The sequence below is a fragment of the Rhizobium sp. S96 genome, from assembly GCF_030382195.1.
Lineage (GTDB): Bacteria > Pseudomonadota > Alphaproteobacteria > Rhizobiales > Rhizobiaceae > Rhizobium.
The window spans coordinates 37512-55515 of sequence record NZ_JAUDRY010000004.1; the positions used below are offsets into that span (position 1 = coordinate 37512).

13 protein-coding genes are annotated in these 18004 nt (G+C 60.3%); 10 read left to right on the forward strand and 3 right to left on the reverse strand.

Features of this window, described 5'->3' with window-relative positions; translation table 11 throughout:
* Positions 1 to 10: 10 nt before the first annotated feature.
* From topA to rpmG, 5 genes are all read left to right on the forward strand, one after another.
* Positions 11 to 2665 carry a type I DNA topoisomerase gene (topA, locus tag QTL94_RS04910; RefSeq protein WP_289800790.1) on the forward strand — a complete coding sequence of 885 codons (2655 nt, stop codon included), beginning with the start codon at positions 11 to 13 and terminating at the stop codon, positions 2663 to 2665.
* Positions 2662 to 5028, forward strand: coding sequence for a ribonuclease R (rnr, locus tag QTL94_RS04915; protein WP_065694153.1), 2367 nt, complete (start codon positions 2662 to 2664; stop codon positions 5026 to 5028). Before topA ends, rnr begins: the two co-directional genes overlap by 4 nt.
* Before the next feature lie 32 nt (positions 5029 to 5060).
* Positions 5061 to 5516 carry a DUF983 domain-containing protein gene (locus QTL94_RS04920; RefSeq protein ID WP_065694152.1) on the forward strand — a complete coding sequence of 152 codons (456 nt, stop codon included), beginning with the start codon at positions 5061 to 5063 and terminating at the stop codon, positions 5514 to 5516.
* Positions 5517 to 5768: 252 nt separating this feature from the next.
* On the forward strand, positions 5769 to 6953 hold the full coding sequence (locus tag QTL94_RS04925; protein ID WP_065694151.1) for an MFS transporter: 1185 nt from the start codon (positions 5769 to 5771) through the stop codon (positions 6951 to 6953).
* A 92-nt stretch (positions 6954 to 7045) separates the two neighbouring features.
* Positions 7046 to 7213 carry a 50S ribosomal protein L33 gene (gene rpmG / locus QTL94_RS04930; RefSeq protein ID WP_003547442.1) on the forward strand — a complete coding sequence of 56 codons (168 nt, stop codon included), beginning with the start codon at positions 7046 to 7048 and terminating at the stop codon, positions 7211 to 7213.
* A gap of 699 nt (positions 7214 to 7912) precedes the next feature.
* Here rpmG and QTL94_RS04935 read toward each other — a convergent pair.
* Both QTL94_RS04935 and QTL94_RS04940 read right to left on the reverse strand, forming a co-directional pair.
* Positions 7913 to 9283 carry a PleD family two-component system response regulator gene (locus QTL94_RS04935; protein WP_065694150.1) on the reverse strand — a complete coding sequence of 457 codons (1371 nt, stop codon included), beginning with the start codon at positions 9281 to 9283 and terminating at the stop codon, positions 7913 to 7915.
* 18 nt (positions 9284 to 9301) lie between these two features.
* A complete protein-coding gene (locus tag QTL94_RS04940; protein WP_065694149.1) occupies positions 9302 to 9673 on the reverse strand; it encodes a response regulator in 372 nt (123 codons plus the stop codon).
* A 131-nt stretch (positions 9674 to 9804) separates the two neighbouring features.
* Here QTL94_RS04940 and QTL94_RS04945 point away from each other — a divergent pair, with 131 nt between their 5' ends.
* From QTL94_RS04945 to QTL94_RS04960, 4 genes are all read left to right on the forward strand, one after another.
* Positions 9805 to 10113: a DUF3572 domain-containing protein gene (locus tag QTL94_RS04945; protein WP_065694148.1), complete on the forward strand. Its 309-nt coding sequence runs from the start codon at positions 9805 to 9807 to the stop codon at positions 10111 to 10113.
* 2 nt (positions 10114 to 10115) lie between these two features.
* The gene (locus QTL94_RS04950) at positions 10116 to 10787 is read left to right on the forward strand and encodes a hypothetical protein (protein WP_065694147.1); all 672 of its coding nucleotides are present in this window, start codon (positions 10116 to 10118) and stop codon (positions 10785 to 10787) included.
* 163 nt (positions 10788 to 10950) lie between these two features.
* Positions 10951 to 12243 (forward strand): DNA polymerase IV, encoded by a 1293-nt coding sequence (locus tag QTL94_RS04955; protein WP_289800792.1) that lies wholly within the window; start codon positions 10951 to 10953, stop codon positions 12241 to 12243.
* A 116-nt stretch (positions 12244 to 12359) separates the two neighbouring features.
* The gene (locus tag QTL94_RS04960; RefSeq protein WP_289800793.1) at positions 12360 to 13592 is read left to right on the forward strand and encodes a L,D-transpeptidase family protein; all 1233 of its coding nucleotides are present in this window, start codon (positions 12360 to 12362) and stop codon (positions 13590 to 13592) included.
* 4 nt (positions 13593 to 13596) lie between these two features.
* Here QTL94_RS04960 and dnaE read toward each other — a convergent pair whose 3' ends face one another.
* Positions 13597 to 17094 (reverse strand): DNA polymerase III subunit alpha, encoded by a 3498-nt coding sequence (gene dnaE, locus QTL94_RS04965; RefSeq protein ID WP_289800794.1) that lies wholly within the window; start codon positions 17092 to 17094, stop codon positions 13597 to 13599.
* 304 nt (positions 17095 to 17398) lie between these two features.
* Between dnaE and QTL94_RS04970 the strand changes: the two genes are divergently transcribed.
* Positions 17399 to 17983, forward strand: a complete 585-nt coding sequence (locus QTL94_RS04970; RefSeq protein WP_289801054.1) for a hypothetical protein — start codon at positions 17399 to 17401, stop codon at positions 17981 to 17983.
* Positions 17984 to 18004: the final 21 nt, after the last annotated feature.

Consider the following 18004-nt stretch of genomic DNA (forward strand, 5'->3'; position numbering starts at 1 on the left):
GAGAATCATCATGAATGTTGTAGTGGTGGAATCGCCTGCCAAGGCCAAGACGATCAACAAGTATCTCGGCGCGGGATACAAGGTGCTCGCCTCGTTCGGCCATGTGCGCGATCTGCCCGCCAAGGACGGTTCGGTGCTGCCGGACCAGGATTTCGAAATGCTCTGGGAGGTCGACGGCGCCTCGGCCAAGAGGATGAAGGATATCGCGGATGCCGTGAAATCCTCCGACGGCCTGTTCCTCGCAACCGACCCGGATCGCGAAGGTGAAGCGATCTCCTGGCATGTGCTCGACATGCTGAACAAGAAGCGCGTGCTGAACGGGAAGACCGTCAAGCGCGTCGTGTTCAACGCGATCACCAAGAAGGCCGTGCTCGATGCTATGGCCGAACCGCGCGACATCGACGTACCGCTGGTCGACGCCTATCTGGCACGCCGTGCGCTCGACTATCTCGTCGGCTTCAACCTGTCACCGGTGCTCTGGCGCAAGCTGCCCGGCGCGCGATCCGCCGGACGCGTCCAGTCGGTGGCGCTGCGCCTCGTCTGCGACCGCGAATCCGAGATCGAGCGCTTCATCTCCGAAGAATACTGGAATCTCTCCGCGCTGTTGAAGACGCCGCGCGGCGATGAATTCGAAGCGAAGCTGGTTGCAGCCAATGGCAAGCGGTTGCAGGCGCGGTCGATCGCGAATGGCGAGGAAGCCGGCAAGCTGAAGGCGCTCCTGGAAGGTGCATCCTACGTCGTCGATACGGTCGAGGCGAAGCCCGTCAAGCGCAACCCGGGACCACCCTTCACAACCTCCACGCTGCAGCAGGCCGCCTCCTCCAAGCTGGGCTTCTCAGCCTCGCGGACGATGCAGGTCGCCCAGAAGCTCTATGAAGGTTTCGACATCGGCGGCGAGACGGTCGGTCTCATTACCTATATGCGTACCGATGGCGTGCAGATGGCACCCGAGGCGATCGACGCGGCGCGTGGTGCCATCGTCGACCAGTTCGGCAAGCGTTATCTGCCGGAGAAAGCCCGCTTCTACTCCACCAAGGCGAAGAACGCCCAGGAAGCCCACGAAGCAATCCGTCCCACGGACTTCAACCGCTCGCCGGACAAGGTTCGCCAGTATCTCGATGCCGACCAGCTCAAGCTCTACGACCTGATCTGGAAGCGTGGTATTGCCAGCCAGATGGCGTCGGCAGAGATCGAGCGCACCACCGCGGAGATCACCGCCGACAACAACGGCGAGAAGGCCGGTCTGCGCGCGGTCGGCTCCGTCATCCGTTTCGATGGCTTCATTGCCGCCTACACAGACCAGAAGGAAGACGGCGAGCAGAGCGACGACGGCGACGAGGATGGCCGCCTGCCGGAGATCAATGCGCGCGAGAACCTCGCCAAGCAGAAGATCAACGCGAGCCAGCACTTCACCGAGCCGCCGCCGCGCTATTCCGAAGCTTCGCTCATCAAGAAGATGGAAGAGCTCGGCATCGGTCGTCCTTCGACCTACGCGGCAACGCTCGCAACGCTGCGCGACCGCGAGTATGTGATCATCGACAAGCGCAAGCTGATCCCGCATTCCAAGGGCCGGCTGGTGACGGCCTTCCTGGAAAGCTTCTTCACCAAGTATGTCGAATACGACTTCACGGCCGATCTTGAAGAAAAGCTCGACCGGATCTCCGCCGGCGAACTGAACTGGAAGCAGGTTCTGCGCGACTTCTGGCAGGATTTCTTCGCTCAGATCGAGGACACTAAGGAACTGCGCGTTACCAACGTGCTCGATTCGCTGAATGAATCGCTGGCGCCGCTGGTGTTTCCGAAGCGCGAGGACGGCAGCGATCCGCGCATTTGCCAGGTCTGCGGAACCGGTAATCTGTCGCTGAAGCTCGGCAAGTACGGCGCCTTCGTCGGCTGCTCGAACTATCCGGAATGCAATTACACGCGCCAGCTGTCATCCGAAGGTGGCGCGGAAGCCGAAGGCGCAGCGCTGAACGAGCCGAAGGCGCTCGGCACCGATCCGGTGACCGGCGAGGAACTTACGCTGCGCTCCGGCCGTTTCGGCCCCTACATCCAGCGCGGCGATGGCAAGGATGCCAAGCGCGCGTCGCTGCCGAAGGGATGGCGGCCGGAAGAGATCGACTACGAGAAGGCGATGGCGCTCATCTCGTTGCCGCGCGATATCGGCAAGCACCCAGAATCCGGCAAGATGATTTCGTCCGGCATCGGCCGTTATGGGCCATTCCTGCTGCATGACGGTTCTTACGCCAACCTCGAAAGCGTCGAAGACGTCTTCTCGATCGGCCTCAACCGTGCCGTGACCGTGATTGCCGACAAGGCAAGCAAGGGACCTGCCGGACGCGGTCGGACTGCTGCGGCAGCGTTGAAGGAACTCGGCGACCATCCGGATGGCGGCGCGATTACCGTGCGCGACGGCAAGTACGGTCCTTACGTGAACTGGGGCAAGGTCAACGCAACGCTGCCCAAGGGTACTGATCCGCAGGCGTTGACTGTCGAGGAAGCCCTGGTGCTGATCGCAGCCAAGGCCGGCAAGGCACCTGCAGCCAAGGGTAAGCCGAAGGCCAAGGCGGCATCCGCCGAGGCGAAGGCAACGAAGGCGCCGGCAAAGGCGAAAGCCACCAAGGCGAAAGCCCCGGCCAAGAAGACGAAGAAGAGCGAAGAGTGAGCAGAATTCCGCGCGATAACATGAAGGGCAAGCGTCCTGGCAAAGCCGGCCGTGCCAGTGCAGAGCCATCTATCGCGCCGCTCAACATCCAGCATGGCGCGCTTCCTTCGCGCGAAGTGATCCTGCGCTTTATCGCCGATCATCCGCAAAAGGCCTCCAAGCGCGAGCTTGCCAAGGCATTCGGCCTGAAGGGTGATAGCCGCGTGGAGCTCAAGCAGCTGCTGCGCGAGCTTGAGCAGGAAGGGATGCTTCAGAAGACGCGCAAGTCCCTCATCCGCCCTGGCGCGCTGCCGCCGGTGACGGTGCTGGATATCACGACACGCGACAAGGACGGCGAACTGATCGGCCGACCGGCGGAATGGCCAGAGGAAATGGGTGTCGCACCCGCGGTCGCTATTCGACAGTCGACCTCTCCTGCCGGTCGCAACGGCAAGGGCAAGGCTCCTGTTGCCGGCATGGGCGACCGCATTCTTGCAAAGATCTTTCCTGCCGCCGATCGCGGTGGTCCGGCCTATACCGCACGGATCATCAAAGTCCTCGACAAGCGTCGTGGTGCGCTGCTCGGCGTGTTCAAGGATGCGCCCGGCGGTGGCGGACGCCTGCTGCCGATCGAACGGCGCGGCGAGGAGATGCTGATCGACCCCGATTACAAGGGCGAGGCCAAGGACGGCGATCTGGTCGAGGTCGAGGTCGCGCGCCTCGGCCGTTTCGGATTGCCGCGTGCCAAGGTGCTTTCGATCGTCGGTTCTGTTGCCTCGGAGAAGGCGATCTCGATGATCGCAATTCACGCCCACGGCATTCCTTATATCTTTCCGCCGGCCGTTGTCGCCGAAGCGGACGACGCCAAGCCTGCGACCATGTCGCATCGCGAGGACTGGCGCAGCGTGCCGCTGATCACCATCGATCCGGCCGACGCCAAGGACCACGACGATGCCGTGTACGCGGAACTCGATCCCTCGCCCGATAACGAAGGCGGCGTCATCGTCACGGTGGCCATCGCCGACGTCTCTTATTATGTCCGGCCGAACTCACCGCTGGATCGTGAAGCGTTGAAGCGCGGTAACTCCGTCTATTTCCCGGATCGCGTCGTGCCGATGCTGCCGGAGCGGATTTCGAACGATCTGTGCTCGCTGCGGGAGGGCCAGGATCGGCCGGCGCTTGCCGTGCGCATGGTCTTCTCGAAAGAAGGTCGCAAGGCCAGCCACACCTTCCATCGCGTGATGATGAAGAGCGCGGCGAAACTCTCCTACCAGCAAGCACAGGCGGCGATCGACGGCAATCCCGACGACAAGACCGGGCCGATGCTCGAACCGATCCTCAAGCCGCTCTGGCACGCTTACGGGGTCATGACCCGCGGTCGCGAGCGGCGCCAACCGCTCGAGCTCGACATGCCGGAACGCAAGATCCTGCTCAAGCCCGACGGTACCGTGGACCGGGTTTTCGTGCCGCCACGGCTCGACGCGCACAAGCTGATCGAAGAGATGATGATCCAGGCGAACGTTTCGGCCGCCGAAACGCTGGAGAAGAAGAAACAGCTTCTCATCTACCGCATTCACGATGGCCCCACGCTGGCAAAGCAGGAAGTGCTTCGCGAATTCCTGGCAACGCTTGGCATTTCGCTGCAGAAGGGCGGCAATATGCGCGCCAACAATTTCAACATGATCCTTGCCAAGGCAGACGACACGCCGCATCAGACGATGGTCAACGAAATGGTGCTGCGTTCCCAGAGCCAGGCGATCTACAGCCCGGAGAATATCGGGCACTTCGGCCTGAACCTGATGAAGTACGCGCACTTCACCTCACCGATCCGACGCTATGCCGATCTGATCGTGCATCGCGCGCTGGTCGGTTCGCTTGGCTTCGGCGAAGGCGGCATCACGCCGGACGAAGAAGCCGCACTGGACGATATCGCCGCGGAAATCTCGACCTTCGAGCGCCGCGCCATGGCAGCCGAGCGTGAGACCGTGGACCGACTCATTGCACACCACCTTGCCGGCCGCGTCGGCGAGGAATTCGAAGGGCGCATAGGAGGGGTGACGAAATCGGGACTATTTGTCGCCCTGCCGGACTATGGAGCGGACGGCTTCATTCCTATATCTACGCTAGGAACGGACTACTTCATCTATGATGAGGCGCATCAGGCGCTATCGGGCGAGAAAACTGGTCTCGGATATCGCCTGGGGGATAGCGTTACGGTGAAACTTGCGGAAGCCATTCCGCTCGCCGGTGCACTTCGTTTCGAGATGATCAGCGAAGGGCGGAAGATGCCTACCGCTGTGCGTTCGTTCCACAAGGCGGGCCGACGCGACGCGCACAACGCGCGGAAGAAGGCCGGAACAAGACCCCCGAGAGGGCGGCGATAGGCGTTGTAGGGACGCCAGAAAAGGAAACGACGATGACGACCACCTCAAGCGACCAGACGATCCGTTACGGAGGAAGCGAAGAAGTGGAACGTCCGGTCGGTCGCTCCATCATGCGTGGCATGCTCAATCGTTGTCCGGCTTGCGGCAGCGGCAAGCTCTTCAGGAATTTCCTGAAGCCGGTGGACAACTGCGCCGCCTGCGGCGAAGCCATGCATCACCATCGTTCCGACGACCTGCCGCCGTACCTTACGATCGTGGTGATCGGCCACATCATCATCGGCGGCTACATGATGACCGACATGGTCTGGCCGATGCCGCTGTGGCTTACCTTTGCGATCTGGACACCGATAACGCTGATTGCGGCGCTGCTGGTCATCCAGCCGATCAAGGGTGGCGTCATCGGTCTGCAGTGGGCGCTCAAGATGCACGGTTTTGGCGGCCATGGCGACGATCACGATCAGTACGAAATTCCCGGCCGCCGTCGCTAGGCGGCTACATTCACCATCACGACACATTTGACGTGTAGCAGCGCCGCGTGCGCTGCTACACGTGTTGTGGCGCCAAATCATGTGCGCCCAACGGTAAGCTTTTCTTGACGAATCCTGTCCCACATCAATCAGCTTATTGCGGCAGGCGCGGTTCATCTTGTAAAGCACAGCCGTCACTTGGATTTGGTGCTGTTGTGCCTTTCTATGTGTTCGCGGCACGCGATTCCCTGCAGTGGTTCTAAGGATGGCTTTATGTCTCAGCCGCGAAACGGCACACCGGGCGATGTTGAGGAAATCCATTGGCCTTCACTGGTGGCTGCCATTTCGTCGATCTCGGCTGTCGGGATCGCTATCGGCCTCGGCCTTCCGCTCCTCAGCATCATTCTCGAGAAGCGAGGCATCCCGTCGACCCTGATCGGCCTGAACACGGCAATGGCCGGCGTTGCCGCCATGGTGGCCGCGCCGATCACGACCAAGCTCGCCCACAAGTTCGGCGTCGCCCCGACAATGCTCTGGGCTGTGGTGCTTTCAGCGCTCAGCGCCGTCGGCTTCTTCTATGCCGAGCAATTCTGGATGTGGTTCCCGCTGCGCTTCGCTTTCCACGGCGCGACGACGACGCTGTTCATTCTCTCGGAATTCTGGATCAACGCCGCGTCCCCTCCCTCGAAGCGCGGCTTCGTTCTCGGCATCTACGCCACCGTGCTTTCGCTCGGCTTTGCTGCCGGGCCGTTGCTGTTCTCCATTGTCGGCAGCGAAGGCATCATTCCTTTCGGCGTCGGCGCCTGTGCCATCCTGCTCGCGGCTGTTCCGATCTTCATCGCACGCCACGAGAGCCCGGTTCTGGAAGAAAAGCCCGAGCTGCATTTCATGCGCTATATCTTCCTGGTTCCGAGTGCCACGGCTGCGGTCTTCATCTTCGGCGCGGTCGAGGCCGGCGGCCTGGCCCTGTTCCCGATCTATGCCGTCAGGGCATCCTTTACCGAATCGCAGGCGGCGCTGTTGCTGACGGTCATGGGCATCGGCAACATGATCTTTCAGATACCGGTGGGCCTGCTCTCAGACCGGATGAAGGACAAACGCCCCCTGCTCGCCGGCATGGCTTTCATGGGCCTGATCGGCTCGCTGATGCTGCCGCTCCTGTCCCACAGCTGGGCCTTGATGGCCGCGGTGCTGCTTTTCTGGGGCGGCTGCGTTGCCGGGCTCTATACGGTCGGCCTCAGCCATCTGGGCTCCCGCCTGACCGGATCGGACCTTGCGGCGGCCAATGCGGCGTTCGTCTTCTGCTACGCCGTCGGCACCGTCGCAGGTCCCCAGGTCATCGGCGCGGCGATCGATGTCGCCGGCAACAACGGATTTGCCTGGGCAATTGCCGCTTTCTTCGGCCTTTATGCCCTGCTTTCCGCCGTAAGGCTGCTTTTCATTAGAAAGCGGGCTTGACTTTTCGGGCTGGATTCGTAGTTTCGCGCCAGAATTTGCCGTGGAGCCATCCGGCCTTCCACGGCTTTCATTTTATTAAAGGCAGGACGACCATGGCCAAGGCTACAACAATCAAGATCAAGCTGCTGTCGACAGCCGACACCGGTTTCTTCTACGTTACGACGAAGAACAGCCGTACGATGACGGACAAAATGACGAAGACGAAGTACGACCCGGTTGCTAAGAAGCACGTCGAGTTCAAGGAAACCAAGATCAAGTAATCACTTGATCTAGCGGTTCGTAAAAGCGCGCGCCAATCGGCTGCGCGCTTTTTTATTGCCTGAATGGCAACCTCTCCAGAGAGCCGCAGAAACAGAAACGCCGTCCTTCCCGTTTCGACGGAAAGGACGGCGTGTTCATGAAAGGGGGTCGGCCAGCAAGCAACGCGGCACGAGGAACCGCGGAATGTTGCATACCAGCCGACCGACCCCACGACCCAGGAGATGCGGCGGACCTGAGCATCATGGGGTATCGACAACTCCCGTAGGAGTGTTTTTCTCTTATGAGCCGATAATTTGCGCGAAAATGAAAGAAAATCAACAAATTCTTAATGGTTAGAATTCTCAGATTGATTTCATGGTTAAAAGTCCGGATTTGGAACAGCTTATAACGCGAAGAATCATCTCTTTTGGCAAGAATAGGCACGAATACGGCGGAGCTGTCCGCAAGTATAGTCCAATAGCATTAGCAGCCGCGGCCTCCTAAAGTCTGGTGATTACCGAAGCTCCGGAGTATCCCCGGAAAATGCGACGATTATTCACGTTCCGCTCGCCACCTGGCAAATACCTTCGGCGGGCCATTTCTGTGGCGCGAAAGCTTAAATCCGGAACTTACGTGGTTCTATTTTGACGGAACGCGTTGCGACGCCCTCTGGGCGTCCATCCATTTACCTGTGGATTGTCGTGGAGAAGCGAGAAGGCTCAGGCAGCCGCGACGACGCGGTTACGTCCGCCGTTCTTGGCCTCATAGAGCGCCTGGTCGGCTTGCTTCATCAACTGTCCCGGAGTGAGCACCGACGCGCCGCGCGATGATATCCCGAAGGAAGCGGTGATCTCCAGCGCCTGACCAGAGGACTTCAGCACGAATGGCGCCGTCTCGATGGCAAGGCGCAACCGCTCGGCGACCACCGCGGCCACTTCGGGCGCCGTATCCGGCATGACGACAACGAACTCCTCGCCACCGTAGCGGCAGGCGAGATCGGCGCCACGAACCGTGGAGCGAATACGGTTGGCAAACTCCCTGAGGACGTCATCGCCGGCATCGTGACCGTATGTGTCGTTGACGTCCTTGAAGCGATCGATGTCGGTGATCAACACCGACAGCGGCCGGCCTCTGGCCATCGAGCGATTAAACAGCGTGCTCATGTGGTTGTCGAGATAGCGACGGTTGCTGAGCCCTGTCAGCGGATCCGTCACCGCAAGCTCGATGGTCTGCTTCAGACCGGCACGCAGGCGATCGTTATAATGCTTGCGCCGCAGCTGTGTCAGGCAACGGGCGACGAGTTCGTTCGGATCGAGCGGCCGCACGATGTAGTCATTCACGCCGAGGTCGAGGGCACGCGTGGCCATCTCGTCGTCGCCCTGCTCCGTGATGATCAGGATCGGCAGGAAACGCGTGCGTTCGAGAGAGCGGAGCTGCGAGCACAGGCGCAGCGGATCATAGTCATCGAGATTGGCGTTCACGATCACCAGGTCGAAGGCGTTCTCGGTTGCTTCGAAGATCGCCGCCTGGGCATCCGAGATCGCGAAGACGTCGGCAACAGGCTTCAATGCCCGGATGATGCGCTCCTGCGAATTGGCCCGGCCGTCGACCAGCATCACCTCGGCCGTCTCCTCGCCGCGCCCGTCGGCGCCCCTGAGCAGATCGTCGATGCCCATCATGTGCGCCGTCTCGGCGCGAATGCGCAGCTCGTCGCTCAAGGTCTTGAGACGCAGCAGGCTTTTCACGCGGGCGATCAGTTGGAGGTCGTTGACGGGCTTGGTCAGAAAGTCATCGGCACCGGCCTTGAGGCCACGAACGCGGTCGGTCGGCTGATCGAGCGCGGTGACCATGACCACGGGAATATGCGCCGTCTTCACATTGGACTTCAGGCGCTCGCAAACTTCAAAGCCGTCCATTCCAGGCATCATGATATCGAGAAGCACGAGATCGACCTGGTTCCGCTCGCAAATCGCCAGAGCCTGATATCCGTCCGAGGCCGTCAGCACATCGAAATACTCGGCGACCAGCCGCGCTTCGAGCAGCTTCACATTCGCCGGGATATCATCAACCACCAGGATTCGCGCAGTCATGGGCTTCTTTCCGATGCGTCAGGCATCCCCAAGGTATGTCTTGATCGTTTCGATGAACTTGGGAACGGAGATGGGTTTGGAGACATATGCCTCGCAGCCGCCCTGCCTGATACGCTCCTCGTCGCCCTTCATCGCAAAAGCGGTCACGGCGATGACCGGAATCACGTGCAGCTCGTCGTCTTCCTTCAGCCACTTGGTGACCTCGAGGCCCGAGACTTCCGGCAACTGGATATCCATGAGGATCAGATCGGGGCGATACTTGCGGGCAAGTTCCAGCGCTTCCATCCCATTGCGGGTCTGAATCGTCGTGTAGCCGGACGCCTCGATGAGGTCGCGAAAGAGCTTCATGTTGAGCTCGTTATCTTCTACAATCATCACCTGCTTGGGCATGACACGCGTCCTAAGTCCGTTCTGGCAACCGTTCAGCCGCATAAGTATGACATGCGAACGCACGGACCCATGAAACCGATGGCTGAATGTTATCGGTATTTGGTTGAAAAATAGGTAATTTAGCCCGAGAAATGCAGAGCAACTTCAAGACTTCCAAACAGCGCGCCGCAGACCCGCAAGAGACCGCAATTGCCGTTCTTGCCTGGCTTGCAAATGACCCAGATCTTTTCGGCCGATTCCTTGCCCTGACAGGGGTTGAGCCCGCACAGGTCCGCACCGCGATAAGCGATCCGGGCTTTCTTTCCGGCATGATGGATTTTCTGATGCAGCACGAGCCCACCGCCCTTGCCTTTTGCGAGGCGACCGGCACGTCGCCAGAAGCGCTGAATGCGGCGTGGTTGCATTTCTCGCCGCCGGGCCTGGGGTCGGGGGAGTATTGAGAATGGAGATCGTGACCAATGCCAGTCAGGTGCGCCTCGGCGACCGCCCCCTTATCGTCTGCGATATCGACGAGGTGGTCCTGGAGTTCCTGACACCGTTCACCGCTTTCCTTCGTTCGCAACGCTGCGATCTCCTGCCGCGCTCTTTCCGACTGCACGGCAACATCGTCTCGCTGCTGGACGGCAGCGAACTCGACCGCGAACAGGTTGACACCTTCGAGGATGCGTTCTTCGCCAGCCAGGATTTGTGGCAAACGCCGGCGGAACGCGCGATCGAAACGTTGCAAGCCCTTTCCGACGAGGCGGACATCGTTTTTCTGACCGCCATGCCACCGCGCCACCATGGCGTCCGGCGCCGCCTTCTCGACCGCTTCGAGCTCGCCTTCGACATGATTGCGACCGAACAGCCGAAGGGGCCCGTCGTTGCGGAGCTGCACGATCGACGAGATCTGCCTGTCGCGTTCATCGATGATATGCAACGCAATCTCCTCTCTGTCGGCGAGCATGTCCCCGAGTGCCTGCTCGTGACGATGATGGCCAATGCCGACTTCAAGCCTTTCGCACCGGTTCCGGTCGATCCGATCGTCGCTGCCTCGGGATGGGAGCACGCACACGACCTGTTGCGGGCACACATGGCATCCGGCACCGCACCGGTAACCTCCCGAACCGGCTGAAACGGAGCGCACCGTACGGCTTTCCCGGCATTTTACGGCCGGCATACATTGCCGCATGCGGCGCATGACACCGACGTGGACGCGCCACCAAAAGCTTCGCGACGCTCTTGAGACTCACAAGCTTAGGGGCTAATGTCGCGATGTTCAACCTTTGTTCTCAGCCATGTTGCAACTGCCTTCCAAGACGCCCGGCTTCTGTCGCGACTGCCTTGCCGAGCAGAAGAGCGAGGCACGCCGCTGTACGGCATGTGGCAGCCCGCGCCTGGTGCGGCATGACGAGCTCTACGAGCTGACGCTGGCGCACATTGATTGCGACGCCTTCTATGCGACGGTCGAGAAGCGTGACAATCCCGACCTTGCCGACAAGCCGGTGATCATCGGCGGAGGCAAGCGCGGCGTCGTTTCCACCGCCTGCTACATCGCACGCATACACGGTGTCCGCTCGGCGATGCCCATGTTCAAGGCGCTCGAAGCCTGCCCGCAGGCGGTCGTGTTGCCGCCAAACATGGAGAAATACGTGAAGGTGGGGCGCGAAGTGCGCGCGATGATGCAGGACTTGACGCCGCTTGTGCAGCCGCTTTCGATCGATGAAGCATTCCTGGAGCTTGGTGGCACGCAACGGCTCCACCACGATCCCCCTGCCCGCACATTGGCCAAGTTTGCCCGGCGCGTCGAAAAGGAAATCGGCATCACCGTCTCCGTGGGCCTCTCCTATTGCAAGTTCCTCGCCAAGGTGGCGTCGGACCTGCAAAAGCCGCGGGGATTTTCGGTGATCGGACGCGAAGAAGCGGTCTCTTTTCTCGCCCCACGCCCGGTGACAACGATCTGGGGCGTGGGAAAGGCGTTTGCCGCAACACTGGAAGCCGACGGGATTCGCACCATTGGACAGTTGCAGACGATGGAAGAGAGCGATCTCATGCGGCGCTATGGCAGCCTCGGTCAGCGGCTCTCGCGTCTGTCGCGGGGCATCGACGATCGAGATGTGCATCTGAACGACGCCGCCAAGAGCGTATCCGCAGAAACCACATTCTTCGACGACATCTCGCGCTACGACGATCTGGTCCCGATCCTGCGCAGCCTTTCCGAAAAAGTTTCCTGGCGATTGAAAAAGAACGAGATTGCCGGCCACACGGTCGTTCTGAAAATGAAGAGCGCGGACTTCAAATCGCGAACACGCAACCGCAAGCTCGAAGATCCGACGCAGCTCGCCGACCGGATCTTCCGCACCGGGCTCGACATGCTGCAGAAAGAAACCGACGGGACGAAATTCCGCCTGATCGGCATCGGCGTCACCGATCTTTGCGATCCCGCGCGCGCCGATCCGCGCGATCTCGTCGATGTGCAATCGGGCCGCCGCGCGGCTGCGGAAGCGGCCATGGACAAGCTGCGCGACAAGTTCGGTAAGGGAACCGTCGAAACCGGCTATACCTTCGGCGGCAAGCGCGACCGCTCTTAAGGGCACCAAGCTCGCCAGCGTTCCGTGCCGATCCGGTCGCACGGAACGCTGTTTCAAGTTTTCCTTAAGTTTCGAGGACTAGGCTGCCTTCACTGTATTGCGTTCTGGTTGGTTCAATGTTCTCGCGTCTCGTTTTCGGCCTCGGCTTGCTGTCGGCCACCGCGCTCGTGCATCCGGTTTTCGCCGGAGATGCGCGCACGTTGCAAATCTTCGTTTCGAAGAGCAATCAAACGCTTGCCGTCTATGACGGTACCGAGGTTATTGCGACGTCGAAGGTTTCGACCGGCAAGCCGGGTCATACGACGCCCAGCGGTATCTTCTCCGTCATCGAGAAGAAGAAGTATCACGAGTCCAATATCTATTCCGCAGCCCCGATGCCCTTCATGCAAAGGCTGACATGGTCCGGCATAGCGCTGCACGAGTCGAATTCCGTACCGCGCTATCCCGCCTCACACGGCTGCGTGCGTTTGCCGAGCGCATTCGCAAAGGAGCTCTACAAGATGACCGCGATGGGTGTGCCCGTCGTGATCACCGACGGTGAAGTCACGCCGAGGCCGATCGATCACCCGGCGCTCTTCCATCCGCAGGCGCCAGAGCCAGCTCCTCTCCTGTCGGACGTCGAGTTGAGGCCAACGATCGGACAAGTGCCGGTACAGGTCGCCATGAACGAAACAGCGATGCCGAGACTGCAGGTCCAGCCAATCGTCGCACCTGTTAACGACGAACCGATCCGTATCCTCATTACTCGTAGAAGCGAGCGCGAGACGATCATGGACTTGCAAACCCTGCTGGCCGATCTCGGATTTGCCGTCGGCAACCCCGACGGGCTTCTGGGGCCGGCAACGGTTCAGGCGATCGCCGACTTCAAGTCGCAGCATCCTTTAGCCCCGGGAAACGACAAGTCACTCATCAGTGACACGTTGATCGACGCCGTCTATGCGGCTGCGGGCAAATCCGGACCACCGAATGGCGTCCTTCTCGTTCGGCAGGGTTTCCGTCCGGTATTTACGGCTCCGGTGACCATCTCCGATCCTGGGCTCGCGCTCGGAACGCACTTCCTTACGGCCAGCGCGGTCGATTTCGAGAACGGCACCGCGAGCTGGATGGGCGTAACGCTCGCAAACAATCTCTCGCGCCAAACGATGAAGCGGCTCGGCATCACCGGTCTCGAAAGCTCGATCATCTCGGGAACGCCGATCGCCAACGCGCTGAGCCGCGTCGACATACCCGACGATACGCGGAAGAAGATCGACGGGATGCTGACAGCTGGATCGACCATCACCATATCAGACACTGGCATCGGGACCGAGACCGGCGTCGGCACGGACTTCATCACCGTGACGCACTAAAGGGTCAGACGAGTTCCACGTCCACCACACCCGGCGCCGCGCGCAGTGCAGCGGCAATCTCCGGCGTAATGCGATATTTCTGCGAGAGTTCAACCTCGACTTCCCGCCGGCCGTCTTCCTTGATCACGATGAAGGAGACGAGACCATCGCCCCTGGCATTGAGATGAGCAGCAACCGCGCGCAGTGGTCCGGAATCACGGACATAGACGCGCAGCGCCTTCTGCATCTGCAGCGACTTTTCCTCCAGCGACTGGATCGTCTGGATGCGCAATCCGATGCCTTCGGGCCGCTCCTCGCCCGTTGCCGTGATGACGAAGGATTTTCCTGACTCGAGCATGTCGCGGTACTGGTTCAGCATTTCAGAGAAGAGGACGGCTTCAAACTGACCGGAGGAATCGGAAAAGACGATGATCCCCATCTTGTTGCCGGTGCGGGTCTTTCGCTCCTGCTTCGAAATCACCGTTCCGGCCAGTCGGGCATTGGTTGCGCCCTGCTTCACCGCGGCAGAGAAATCCGCAAAGGTCTGCACGCGCATCTTCTGTAGAACGCTGTTGTAGCTGTCGAGCGGGTGAGCCGTGAGGTAAAAGCCGAGGACCTGGAATTCCTTAAGCAACCTTTCGGAGGCAAGCCAGGGCGAAAATGGCGGCAACGCGATTTTCTCCGGCCCCGCGCCTGATGACGCACCGAAAAAGCCCATCTGACCACTGGCTTTCTCTTGCTGGGCATTTTGGGCATAGCCGAGAATGCGGTCGAGGCCGGCCGACAGCTGGGCGCGATCGAGATTGAAGCAATCGAAGGCGCCGGCGAAGATCAGGCTTTCCAGCACGCGGCGGTTTACCTGCTTCGGATCGATGCGCAGGCAGAAATCCTCGAGGCTGGCAAAGGATGTGTCGCCACGAACCTCGACGATGTGATCGACAGCCGATTCGCCAACGCCCTTAAGCGCGGCCAATGCGTAATAGATGCGGCTCTCGCCCGTCTGGAAATGGCGGAACGACGTCTGCACCGACGGCGCGATCACCTCGATCCCGAGGCGCTTTGCATCCTGGCGGAAGTCGTTGACCTTTTCGGTGTTCGACATGTCGAGCGTCATCGACGCGGCGAGAAACTCCACCGGATAATGCGCCTTCATATAGGCCGTCTGGTAGGAGACGATCGCGTAGGCCGCGGCGTGCGACTTGTTGAAGCCGTAGTTCGCGAACTTTGCCAGCAGTTCGAAGATGTTGTCGGCCTGCGGCTTCGACACGCCGTTCTTGACGGCACCGTCAACGAAGCGCTCGCGCTGCTGGTCCATTTCCGCCTTGATCTTCTTACCCATGGCGCGGCGCAGCAGGTCGGCTTCGCCGAGGGAATAGCCCGAGAGCACCTGGGCGATCTGCATGACCTGCTCCTGGTAGACGATAACGCCCTGGGTTTCCTTCAGCAGGTAGTCGATGGTCGGATGGATCGACTCGATCTCTTCCTCGCCATGCTTGCGGGCATTGTAGGTCGGAATGTTTTCCATCGGACCTGGGCGATAGAGTGCCACAAGCGCGATGATGTCCTCGATGCAGTCAGGCCGCATCCCGATCAGTGCCTTACGCATGCCGGCACTTTCCACCTGGAACACGCCGACGGTTTCACCGCGTGAGAGCATCTCGTAGGTCAGCTTGTCGTCGAGCGGGACGGAGGCAAGATCGACCTCGATACCGCGCTTCTTGCAGAAATCGACGGCCACCTTCAGCGTCGTCAGCGTCTTCAGGCCGAGGAAGTCGAACTTCACGAGACCGGCCTGCTCGACCCACTTCATGTTGAACTGGGTAACCGGCATGTCGGAGCGTGGATCGCGGTACATCGGCACCAGCTTCGACAGCGGGCGGTCGCCGATGACGATACCGGCGGCGTGGGTCGAAGCGTGGCGGTAGAGCCCCTCGATCTTCTGCGCGATATCGAGCAGGCGGGCGACGACGGGTTCCTTATCAGCTTCCTCCTGAAGCTTCGGTTCCTCCTCGATCGCCTTAGACAGTGGCGTCGGATTGGCTGGATTGTTCGGCACCAGCTTGCAAATCTTGTCGACCTGGCCGTAGGACATTTCCAGCACGCGACCCACGTCGCGCAAGGCGGCGCGCGCCTGCAGCGAACCGAAGGTGATGATCTGGGCTACCTGCTCACGCCCGTATTTCTTCTGCACGTAGCGGATCACCTCTTCGCGGCGATCCTGGCAGAAGTCGATATCGAAGTCGGGCATCGATACGCGTTCCGGATTGAGGAAGCGCTCGAAGAGCAGCGAAAAGCGCAGCGGATCCACGTCGGTGATGGTCAGCGCATAAGCGACCAGAGAGCCCGCACCGGAACCGCGGCCAGGGCCGACCGGAATATCGTGCTGTTTCGCCCATTTGATGAAGTCGGCAACGATCAGGAAGTAGCCCGGGAACTTCATGCGTTCGATAACGCTCAGTTCGAACTCCAGCCGCTCGCGATAGTCCTTCTCTTCATAGCCTGGCGACATGCCAAGCGACACAAGACGATCGTTGAGACCCTCGACGGCCTGGCGACGCAATTCCAGCGCCTCTTCGCGCTCGGCCACCTCGGGATCGTCGGTCGCACCGGTAAACCGCGGCAGGATCGGCTTGCGGGTCTTCAGGACGAAAGAACAACGGCGGGCGATCTCCACCGTGTTTTCCAGCGCCTCCGGCAGATCGGCAAAGAGCTTCTGCATTTCCGCGCGGCTCTTGAGATAATGGTCGGGCGTCAACCTGAAACGGCTGTCGTCGGAGACAATGGCGTTGTGGGCCACGGCCATCAGGGCATCGTGCGCGTCATAGTCGTCACGCGCCGGAAAGAATGCTTCGTTGGTGGCGACGAGCGGCAAATCATGCTCGTAAGCGAGCTCGATCATCTTGCGCTCGTGGCGCTTGTCATAGGTGCCGTGCCGCTGCAATTCGACGTAGAGTCGATCGCCGAACAGCCGCTTCAGGGACAGCAATCTGGCCTCGGCCCGTCCTGCATGTCCATCCTTGAGCGCGGTGTCGATCGGGCCAGTCGATGCCCCGGTCAGGGCAATCAGCCCTTCTGTGCCGCTTTCATCGAGCCACGACGAGCGAATGTGCACGGCCTGGCCGTCTTCACCGCCGAGATAGGCGCGGCTGACGAGATCGACCAGGCGTTCATAGCCGCCGTCGGTTGCGGCAAGAAGCACCACGGACGGCAGCTTGACCAACGCCTGCTGGCCACCACGCCGCTCCGTTTCCAGGCCGTCTTCCATGTCGATCGACAGCTGGCAGCCGATGATCGGCTGAAGTCCCTCGTCCATCGCCTTCTGCGAAAACTCGAGGGCGACGAACAGGTTGTTGGTGTCGGTAATGGCGATTGCAGGCTGGCTGTCGCCCGACGCCTTGTAGAGGATCTTCTTCAGCGGAAGAGCGCCCTCGAGAAGCGAATAGGCCGAATGAACACGCAGGTGAACGAACCCCGGCGTACCGCCGATAAATCCGTCCGAGCCGTCCTTTTCCGTACCCGCCATGACATGCCTTTCCGCGCATCCGAATGAATCGGGCGCATTGTCGGCATTGGGAGTGGCGATGTCCAGTTAAGTCCTGCGTATGGACCGCATGGCAGCCATGCGGTCCCCTGAATTCTACATTGCCATGCAGATTAGCGAGAAGCTGGCAACGAACATTGCGATGGAGGTGAATGCTGCGATATCGCGGATCATATCAGTCATTTGGCTCTCCTGTGCTCTTATGTTTGTATTTTGTTTCTCGTTTGTTCTATTGTCAACAGGAATCTTTTCCGCTTTTCTGGCCGCGTGGCCACGGGAGAAAAGCATGTTTAAGATTGTACTAATCGCCGGATTGACCCTGTCGGCGGCGTTAACCGCGCAAGCCGAGCAGATTGATCCGGCACGCATCGTCGATGCAGCCAGCGGTGATTGGGATGCCGACGGGAAAAACGATCTTGCGCTGTTGGTTGCTCCAGCGGACAGCGCCAGCGATGACCAGATCGGCATCTACATCTATCTTCGTGACAGCGAGCATGAGCTCCTCAGACTTTCGTTGAGCGCGCCAAACAAGATCTGGGGCAGCACCAATGCGGACGGGATCTTCGGCCAGGAACCGTCGCTAAAGGCCGTCGGCAAATCCTCGATCGCGATACATTCACAAAACAGCGCCGTTGGGCGGGATCGCTGGGATCAGACGCTGACGGTCGCCTACCGCAACGAGCAGTTCGTCGTTGCCGGCTATACTTACAATCACTACGACACGCTCGATCCGGACGCCGCCGGCAGCTGCGACTACAATGCCTTGACCGGTCAGCTGCAGAAGGACGGCAAGGGTGTCAAAGCCGAATCGCGCATCATCCCACTCGCGGAATGGACCGACGAGACCGGGCAAAAGATCTGCGGACAATAGAGACTGTTCTCTTTTTGTTCT

What these genes read in the sequence shown, in the direction of transcription:
- topA (WP_289800790.1), top strand. Translation starts at nt 11, where the DNA reads ATGAATGTTGTAGTGGTGGAATCGCCTGCCAAGGCCAAGACGATCAAC.
- QTL94_RS04920 (WP_065694152.1), top strand. Translation starts at nt 5,061, where the DNA reads ATGACGACCACCTCAAGCGACCAGACGATCCGTTACGGAGGAAGCGAA.
- QTL94_RS04925 (WP_065694151.1), top strand. Translation starts at nt 5,769, where the DNA reads ATGTCTCAGCCGCGAAACGGCACACCGGGCGATGTTGAGGAAATCCAT.
- rpmG (WP_003547442.1), top strand. Translation starts at nt 7,046, where the DNA reads ATGGCCAAGGCTACAACAATCAAGATCAAGCTGCTGTCGACAGCCGAC.
- QTL94_RS04935 (WP_065694150.1), bottom strand. Translation starts at nt 9,283, where the DNA reads ATGACTGCGCGAATCCTGGTGGTTGATGATATCCCGGCGAATGTGAAG.
- QTL94_RS04940 (WP_065694149.1), bottom strand. Translation starts at nt 9,673, where the DNA reads ATGCCCAAGCAGGTGATGATTGTAGAAGATAACGAGCTCAACATGAAG.
- QTL94_RS04945 (WP_065694148.1), top strand. Translation starts at nt 9,805, where the DNA reads ATGCAGAGCAACTTCAAGACTTCCAAACAGCGCGCCGCAGACCCGCAA.
- QTL94_RS04950 (WP_065694147.1), top strand. Translation starts at nt 10,116, where the DNA reads ATGGAGATCGTGACCAATGCCAGTCAGGTGCGCCTCGGCGACCGCCCC.
- QTL94_RS04955 (WP_289800792.1), top strand. Translation starts at nt 10,951, where the DNA reads ATGTTGCAACTGCCTTCCAAGACGCCCGGCTTCTGTCGCGACTGCCTT.
- QTL94_RS04960 (WP_289800793.1), top strand. Translation starts at nt 12,360, where the DNA reads ATGTTCTCGCGTCTCGTTTTCGGCCTCGGCTTGCTGTCGGCCACCGCG.
- dnaE (WP_289800794.1), bottom strand. Translation starts at nt 17,094, where the DNA reads ATGGCGGGTACGGAAAAGGACGGCTCGGACGGATTTATCGGCGGTACG.
- QTL94_RS04970 (WP_289801054.1), top strand. Translation starts at nt 17,399, where the DNA reads ATGTTTAAGATTGTACTAATCGCCGGATTGACCCTGTCGGCGGCGTTA.